Genomic DNA, 8,826 nt, shown 5'->3' with positions numbered 1-8,826 from the left:
CTCCTAGCTCCTAGCTCCTACGAGCATATTATCCCCTCTTCTAACTTCTAAAAAACTGAAAATAGAATATAAAAAGCGCCTTCAAAAAGAAGACGCTCAAATGTTACAAATTTTCAAAAGAGCTTACCAACTATGGTGAGCAGAAGGTTAGTAACGCCAGAATTTTGGTAGTAGTAAAACTAACATAGTTGAACATTCTAGACGTCCTAAAATCATAACAAAAGCTGTAATAATCTTTTGTAAATCGGTTTGTCCGTCAAAGCCACCAGTAGTCGAAGAAACTGGTCCGGTAATGGTTACACCATTATTTGAAATGGTTGTAACTACTGCTGATAAAGCTTGGTTCATCTCCATACCTGTAAAAGCTAACAACAAGATAAAAATACTTGCTGTCATAAAGTAGATACAGATAAAGAACATTACCCCTTTAAAGTCTTCGTTACTTACAGCTTGACCGTTATAAAAAATAACTTGATTCGAGTTAGAGTGAATACTGCGGTATAACTGTTGTTTTACAAACAGGTGGACAATACTCAAACGGAATACTTTTAACCCCCCTGAAGTAGAACCAGAACAACCACCAAGCATTGCCATAAAACCGAAGAGACCAATTGACGCAGCTCCCCAGAGATAAAAGTTATCCATGGTAAAGCCCGTATTACTCGAAATATTGATCAAGTTAGCTAAACTTTCCCAATATAACAAGATTAAACTTTTATCAGCATTGCCTCCAGTCCAGTAAAGTAAACGATCTAGCATAATCAAAAATGCAACTACCAATAGTAGCCCACTGTATACTAAAATCTGTCTATCTTTAAAAATTCTTAGAGGTGAACGCCCTTTAATATTGAGGACAAATACTTGGAATGGCAGGGCAGATAACCACATAATGATAATTCCCGGCCAATAAGTTGTTGTCAGTTCCGCAAAAGGTTGCGCCGTTGGCGCAAAACCACCGGTTGATACAGTAGCAAAGGCATACAAGATCGCATCCATTTTCCCCATGCCACAAATCCAGTAAGCTAACGCACAAACTACACTTAAAAAGAGGTAGTAGAGGGAAATAGCAAAGGCAAGATCACGATAGTGAGCAAATGATTTTTCTTCACTATCCGAGGACTCGGTTTTGAACAGTTTCATACCACCGGTACCAAGGTTAGGTAAGATCAGTACTCCCACGACAATGAACCCTACTCCTCCTAGCCATTGGGTAATTGAACGCCAAAAGAGCAAAGAGATTGGTAGAGAGTTAAAGTCGGTGATAATTGTAGATCCTGTTGTCGTTACACCTGAAGTCATTTCAAAAAAACTATCAGCAAAAGAATAATTGGCAATTACTAAGTATGGGAACATACAAAGCAAAACACAGTAAAGCCAAATTAAGCTGGTAGTTAAAAAGAGGTCTGGGGTACGTAAACGGGTGATCTCGTGACTCTTGATATTGAACTTAAGGAGCAATGCCAAGATTGTCATAATCACAATTTGACGGAGGTAAACTGAAGCTTTACCATCTTGGTAGTAAAGGGAAACCAGCAAGGTAACAAACATCAAGCCGGTTACCAAGTAAGTCAGATTTCCGAGAGCAAAACGCACAAATTTTAAATTAAACATATTTGCTCCTAGATATCTAGTAAACTTTTACCATTTAAACGACTAAAAGTTTGTAAATCATCATTGTCGTTAACTAGCACCAACACTTGATCCCCTGCTTTTAATACCGTACTCGGGGTTATTAAACGAAAATCGTCTTGGTTACAAATTGCTAAAAAACGAATTCCATGTGGCACCTTAAGCTGCTCATAAGTAACCCCCTCAACTTCCTTATTCCCAAAACTCCCATTTAGTTGAGTTTGTAACACCTGGAATAAGTTATCTCGCGGATCCCTAAAAATTCTTTTAAATGGAGTGATGTTACCTTGAGCACGCAGTTCGGTCGCTAAATCATTTTGCGGTGAGTAGATAATGTCAATTTCATCATTTTCCACGAGTGACTTATTTAATGTACGTCCAACTACGGCAATGGCACGTTTAGCACCCATACGTTTAGCAAGGATTGCTGACATGATATTAACGTTATCTTCTCCGGTTACGGCTACAAAGATATCGGTACTATCAATTCTCTCTTCAAAGAGAATATTTTCATCAGTACAGTCACCTTCAATCACAAGCACATTACTCAACTCTTTTACTAGCTGACGCGCTTTGGTGTGATCTTCTTCAAAAAGTTTAATACTTGCGCGCTTACGGAGGAACTGCGCTAAGAAAGTATTGGTACGACTACCACCAGCTAGCATAATACGCTTAGGTGCGGGAGGATTTTTTTGGAAATAACTCATGGCGAGCATAACATTGTCAGTTTCTGCCATAAGTACAACTTGGTCACCGGCGTTAATGGTTGTAAAGTCATTAACTTGCACCATTGCTCCATTACGGATTAGGGCAACTAAACAAATACCTAATTTGTTTAGTTCACTAACTGCTGATGAACCAACTTTACCTACAAAGATCCCTCCATACTGCGCTTGGCAGGCAAAAAGAGCTACTTTTTGGTCACAAAAATAGTTAAAGTACTCAGCTCCTGGATAACGAATGAGGTTATAGAGCGAGTTAGCCATAATCAAGGTAGGCTCAATAATATAATCTACAGGAAATATCTTAGAGGCAAATAAACGTTCGCGTTGCTCTAAGAAACGACGTTGGCGAATACGCGCAATTTTAAATTCCACATTGTAAATTTCATGAGCTATCTTGCAGGCCATAATATTTACTTCATCGTGCTGGGTTGTGGCTACTAAGAGATCGGCAGATCTTAGATCTGCACGATCAAGCACGCTCAAGTCATTAGCGTGCCCTGTAATTGTCACCACTTCATACTTTGAAGCTATGTAGGCTAAACGAGTAGGATCTAGATCAACAACTACTATGTCTGATTCGTCGTTGATAAAGTTATCTATAACTGAAGTTCCTACTTTACCAGCCCCTAAAATCACAATTTTCATAAAAATCTGTACTTCTCAATTTACAACGAGATAATAACCTACATTATAACAAAAAGATAAATTTGAAGAGGAAGGACAAGCAAGGAAATAATTACTGCAAGCTTACAAATACCCCAATGTTAACAACAAATAACTCATAATGAGGTTCGAAGAGCTAAAAGAACTAACCTAGCTTACAAAGCAGTCATTGCATTTGCAAATAACTCAAAGCACTCACAAAAACTCAACCTTACTAGTTTTCCACTCAAAAGATCACAAAGTAGGATATTATAGAGAAGCAAAAATATTTATCAACTCCTCAGTTTCGCACTTCTAAAACAAAACTGAACAAACCTCTATCTTCTTTTGATTATGTTTAGATTTTCACTTTTTAAAGAATACGATACTCTTGGTAAGATTTACCTTTTTATCGCAACCTTTGCTATGTCTGGTTTGCTTAAACCTGCACCAGGCACTTGGGGATCAATAGCTGCAGCTATTGTTTCTTGGGCACTAGTACACTACTTTGAACCTGCATTATGGAACAATCAACTTCTTTGGGCTGTTGTCCTCTTTTTTGTTGGTTGGTTTGTTTCTTGGGAACTAAAAAAACGTGATGGACGTGTTGACCCAGGTTACATTGTAATTGACGAAGCTGCTGCTATTTTCTTAGTTAACTATGTTCTCTATGCCTTTGTTGCTGGAGATTACATCTGGGTACAAATGGACTGGGTGGTTAGTTTAATTGGATTACTACTCTTTAGAATTTTTGATATCACTAAACCTGGAGTTATTGGTTGGTTTGATACACGCTTCAAAACAACTTTTGCGCTCATGTTTGACGATATCTTAGCGGGGTTAGTAGCTGCTTTTGTAGGTTTTGTACTATTCTTTGCTATTCGTTTTATGGGTTGGGACGTGGCGTTAGCTGATCTTGTTAGCTAATTTAGTTGCTCTCCAAATGAGCTGTACCACAAATGCTAGACAAAATGAGAAATCTCCCCTTGAGGTTGTACCTCGAGGGGAGATTTTGCGTTTAAGGTTAGAAAGAACCAGAGAATTAACAGAACATTTGCTGTAATAGAGCTTTTTTTCTTAGTTTTAGAAGTTTTATTCGTTTTTCATAAGCTTCAAGAAGATCTTGGAAATCCATAAATAATTTACCAATCTTTTCTTGTTCTTCATACGCTGGAAAAGAAACATTTACTTCTTCAAGTCCTTTACGGTTTAATTGAGGTCTTGTTCCTCCAACACAAATAGGGTGAAAGTTAAGTCCTCTTAAAAACGCAGCTAAGAAACTATTTTCAACTACTCCCTCATTACCACGTATAACATGAACGTGGTCATTAGCCCAGATTTTCCCTTTAGTAATACGAACTGGGTAATTAAGTAGGTCATTTGCTCCTAATCTAGATAAGACTACATTTTCACCATCATGAGTATAGCCTTCAACATAATCTTGAACATTGTTAGAACCTAAATAAGGAGTTGTTCCTGGAATACGTTCTTTCTCAGAAAGACTTTTTTTTGCCGAATTATAGAAAGTTACTACTTCTTTAACTTTCTTAGTTTGCCACTTCTGGGACTCTTTATCATCTCCATGATAAAACTCTGGAAAACATAAAAGTGGAATACCATCTTTAAGTGTAAACATTCGCTCAATTAATCCTTTACGAATATTAAAAGTTTGCTCATAAAGTTCTTCAGCTATACGTATACTTTTATCTAATTCTGCAAAGAGTTTGCTAAGTTTTTTTTGCTCTTCAGGTTCTTCAGGATAAGTAAATAATACCTCACCCATATTCTTGTTCATGAGTTTTTCATAAACCCCATTAGTAATATATAGCTTAGTTAATTTATTTATGGCTTCGGCCATGCAGTTATTGCATAGACCAGAGTTAGACATTAGCACTCCACTAACATTAGTATTGTAAAATTTTCCTTTTCTAAATTTTACTTCTCCTGCATAAGCGCCGTCAGTAGTCCAAGTTATAACATCTTCATAAAGATATTGGTTGTACCAACCTAGTATTCCATAGTTTTTTGTTTGTGAAGAATATACAGGATACTTATATTCTTCATCTGGAGTAGATCTTACTAATCTAGCTGATAATACTTTACCGCGAGTAATTTTATCAAAAACATTTTTTACGCGATCTGTGCGCCAAGGTTGTGTAAACCCTGGAAATCTTAATGGTGGTCTTAAAACTGTTCGTTGTCTTAACTCTTCCTTTTCTTTTAAAGTTAAATCAGTGTAATCAGGGAGTGTCATATATTTCAAGTGCTCCTAATAATTCATTTTTTACAAAAGTAACTTCTCATAAATCTACATAACGCTATTATTATATAACGACTTTAAGCAATCTTGGACAAATAAAAAGCACCACTTAAGGAACCTCTTATGTGGTGCTTGTCGTCTTAAACTTCTTGTTTTTAGTTGTCGTTGTTTGTTGTTTGTAGTTTTGTTTGAATGAATTAATGTTTTTGAATATTCAGTTTGAATATTCAGTTTGGATATTCAATTTAAATGTTGAATTTGAATGTCGAATTCTTGGCTAAATTCTTACTTCAATTCTTTTAAGCTGTTTCTAACTTAATCCTAGGCAGATGAAGCACTGCATTCCTCTAATTTATAATTTACTTCCTATGGTTGATAGTTAAATCTATTGATTTGCACTAATCTCTGTCCCATTAAGAAGTTCGCAGTTACTTCTACTTCGTTATGTCTTTTAACAACAGTTGAATCTTTTGCGATTAAGTTACGGTAAATGCTACTACGTAAGTAGTTTTTGTATTGTTTTTGGGTATCAAAAACTGTAATCACGTACCAAATATTACTCTTTTCATATGATTGAGCAATGTAAAGCGTTGTTACGCCTGAAATTGAACTCTTAGCATGTTCAACTAAGTCCATGAGTCTTTGTTGAAACTCACCTTCTTTTTTGTCTTTAATTTCAATTTCCGTAAAGCTTACTTTGTTGTGAGCTAAGCTACTAATTGCTTCCTTGTTGTAAACATATTTCGAACGCAGAACTGTTTCTTTTGGTTTACTTGCAATCATCTGGCGGAGATTGAAGTCAAAGTTTTGTTGTTCTGGTGAAACTTGGTAAGCTGAATAAGTAGCAGAATCTGCATAAAGCTCGACTAGGTAAGAAACGCGTGAGTTGTTTTCATCTTTAAGAGCAAACATTCCAAGAATGTTATGTCTGCCTGATAAAGAAGTTAACATTTTTAACTGGAGTACCTGATTAAAAATTAATTCTTGCTCTGGAACTATATCTAGCTCTGATATTTTTAAAATTGGTTCGTTGTTAGATGTATCTAACTGTTTAAGACTAACTTCAGCCTTGGCAAAACTAACGTACATTAACAAGAAGCAAAGGATAACCTTTTGCAATAAAGAGAAAATCATCATAAAATCGATTTTTTATTTTTACTTTTATCTTAGATTCGTGTTTGAAGTCAAACACGTCATAGTAGTACAAAGATGAAAAAATAGATAAGAATGTACTACTTCATACCATACATATTAAGGCTGAATAATCTATTGACTTACACGTCAAGCTATAAATATATACCTCTGTCATTTTTATATTCAAGGAGTTAATCATTGATTTTTGTTCTTGAATAATAATTCTCTTTTCAATTAGCTCTTTAACTACAACCCAGAAAACTTGGCTAATTTCCTTTCTAGCATTTGCTCATAAATCGTAAAAAGCTCGATACATAGCGAAATCTAGCAGTAGTTTAACAAGACTATTGCAAAAGGTGCTAACACAAACTAGCAATAACAAATGTTGGTAGAAAACGAAAAACAAGGTAGTAAAATTTTTTCCTATCTGAAGCTTATTTGAAGCTCATGTAAAGCTTGCTTTAATTATTTATAAGCCTATTTAAAGCTTGCTCGCATTATTTAAAGCTTCTTTAAATAAAGCTTGCTTACAGACTATTTGAAAACTTATCTGCAGACTATTTAAAGCTTAGAAAAATTTTAGTTACCACTACAAAATTTGCAAAATAAAAAAGAGGTTAAGCTAAATGATCTTAACCACAAAGCGACAAACTAATAACCTAGGTTATTTGTTTATTTTAAAATTTGCTCCTATTCTGACAGGGAAATTTTAAAAAAGTTAAATCTAAATTATATTTTTTTCGCTTTTTATTTTTGCTATAAGCATTAAGTAACGGAAAAAACGAAAGAAAAACTTTACATAATTTTTATAAAAAATCGTATTTACTTACTTTTTATAAGTGTTCTTTGACTGTTTTTATAAAAAATTGAGCCATCATCTTTGCCATTTTATCTTTAACTTTGGAAAATTTTTTTGACCATTAATTTTATGTTATCACTGATAACAAACTGAAGTTTGTTTTACAAAAGTGAGGATTCGTTTTTACGAACATGGTTTAATTTTGCAATTGAGTAATTGAGGAATTTTGAAATTGGGGAATTAGCTTTGTGACTTTGGAAATGCTGGTTTGACTGTACAACTAGAGGTTACTTTGGCTTGAAGATTTACAAGGTTTTAATTAATTTTAGAACAAGCTTTAGAACAAGATGTAGAAAAAGATGTAGAAAAAGCTGTAAAAAAGTTGAAATTGCGGATAGGATTGGGTTGAATTTGGGATTAAGAGCAAAAATAGAGAAAGTATTCAATAGTTCATATCTGCAAAGAAAAGTTGCAGTAAGGTTGCAAAGAAAAATTACTAAGCAAATAAATTTAGTTACTAATAGATCAGAGCAAACTTGAAAGCACTAAGTTAGGCTAAAAAGTTAACAAGAATTGCAGAAAAATCTGGTAAGAGCTACAGGAAAAGTTGAGAGGAACTGGAAAAAGCTGGAGAAGAGCTCGTGGAAAAATGCAGAATAAATCGAGAAAAAACTAGGAAAATAGCTGGTAAACTCGCACAAAAAAGCCCGGTTAACAACCGAGCCAAACTCACTAATTATTCTTTTTTAAACAATCGATAAATATTATGTGAAATGTTTTCTTTTGAAGGAAAACAATACATAATAGTAAAAACACCATTTTACATGAGGTTAGAGTGATAACATCTAACTCTATAAAATTATGTTTATACTTACTTAGATTATAATATAAAATTATTTAAAATGCTGAATTTTTATCGAAACCTGTCAAATATTAACAACAACTAATCAACCAAAGCTAAGTAATTGAAAATTAAAAGTAAAAACCTAACCCCTCACTTCTAAAATCAAGTCCCACAACAAAATTTTTTAACTTTTTTCTGAAAAATTTTTAATTTCTCTCCAAAATTAAATTCCAAAAAATAAATTTCTTGCTGAAAAAATTATCTTCTTTCTAACTAATTTCTCGGCTAAAAAATCCTTAATGACAAAAAATTTATCTTTTAACTTTTCCAACTTATAAATTTTTATGAGAAAAGAAATTAGCTTTTTGAGCTAGTACCTAGAATTATTCTTTAAGGGACTTCTTAAAGTGATAGCTTTTGATCATAACCTGATAGCTTTAGCTAGCTTTTGATCAAAGATATGGCTACTACTTTTCTCATCAAAAAATGCACTTGTAGTTTGCTAATACTTGAACTTTGTTAACAATGGAAGAACGAAAGGAAGACCGAAATAATTACGCGCTAATTTCTTTGACTTGATCCCCACTTGATCCCCAAAAGATACATTAAATCCCCCAAACCTAAGGTTTGGAGGATTTAACTTTTCTACTTTACTTACTATGTACAGTCAAAATGTATGGTAAAAATCTATGGTATCTACGAAATCAATGAACATTTTCTGACACACTGCACACAGTTGCCAAGTGAATTAGTTACATTGCAATAACTTTAACTCCTAAATTTTTAGATTTTT

General features: G+C 34.0%; 5 protein-coding genes. 1 reads left to right on the top strand and 4 read right to left on the bottom strand.

Annotated elements, in window-relative coordinates; translation table 11 throughout:
• Window positions 1–147: 147 nt before the first annotated feature.
• Complete coding sequence (locus CKF54_RS07920; protein WP_119525806.1) at window positions 148–1,611, bottom strand: TrkH family potassium uptake protein; 1,464 nt, start codon at window positions 1,609–1,611, stop codon at window positions 148–150.
• An 8-nt stretch (window positions 1,612–1,619) separates the two neighbouring features.
• Complete coding sequence (gene trkA / locus CKF54_RS07915; protein ID WP_119525805.1) at window positions 1,620–2,999, bottom strand: Trk system potassium transporter TrkA; 1,380 nt, start codon at window positions 2,997–2,999, stop codon at window positions 1,620–1,622.
• Between the two features lie 351 nt (window positions 3,000–3,350).
• Between trkA and CKF54_RS07910 the strand changes: the two genes are divergently transcribed.
• Complete coding sequence (locus tag CKF54_RS07910) at window positions 3,351–3,923, top strand: phosphatidylglycerophosphatase A (RefSeq protein WP_119525804.1); 573 nt, start codon at window positions 3,351–3,353, stop codon at window positions 3,921–3,923.
• A gap of 115 nt (window positions 3,924–4,038) precedes the next feature.
• Here the strand turns inward: CKF54_RS07910 and CKF54_RS07905 are convergent, their stop codons facing one another.
• Window positions 4,039–5,250, bottom strand: coding sequence for a restriction endonuclease subunit S (locus CKF54_RS07905; RefSeq protein WP_119525803.1), 1,212 nt, complete (start codon window positions 5,248–5,250; stop codon window positions 4,039–4,041).
• Between the two features lie 372 nt (window positions 5,251–5,622).
• The gene (locus CKF54_RS07900) at window positions 5,623–6,393 is read right to left on the bottom strand and encodes an antibiotic biosynthesis monooxygenase (protein ID WP_147396860.1); all 771 of its coding nucleotides are present in this window, start codon (window positions 6,391–6,393) and stop codon (window positions 5,623–5,625) included.
• Window positions 6,394–8,826: the final 2,433 nt, after the last annotated feature.

Source organism: Psittacicella hinzii, assembly GCF_003585885.1.
Lineage (GTDB): Bacteria > Pseudomonadota > Gammaproteobacteria > Enterobacterales > Psittacicellaceae > Psittacicella.
The sequence above is the reverse complement of the archived record's forward strand: the minus strand, read 5'-3'. Positions and strand labels throughout refer to the sequence as shown.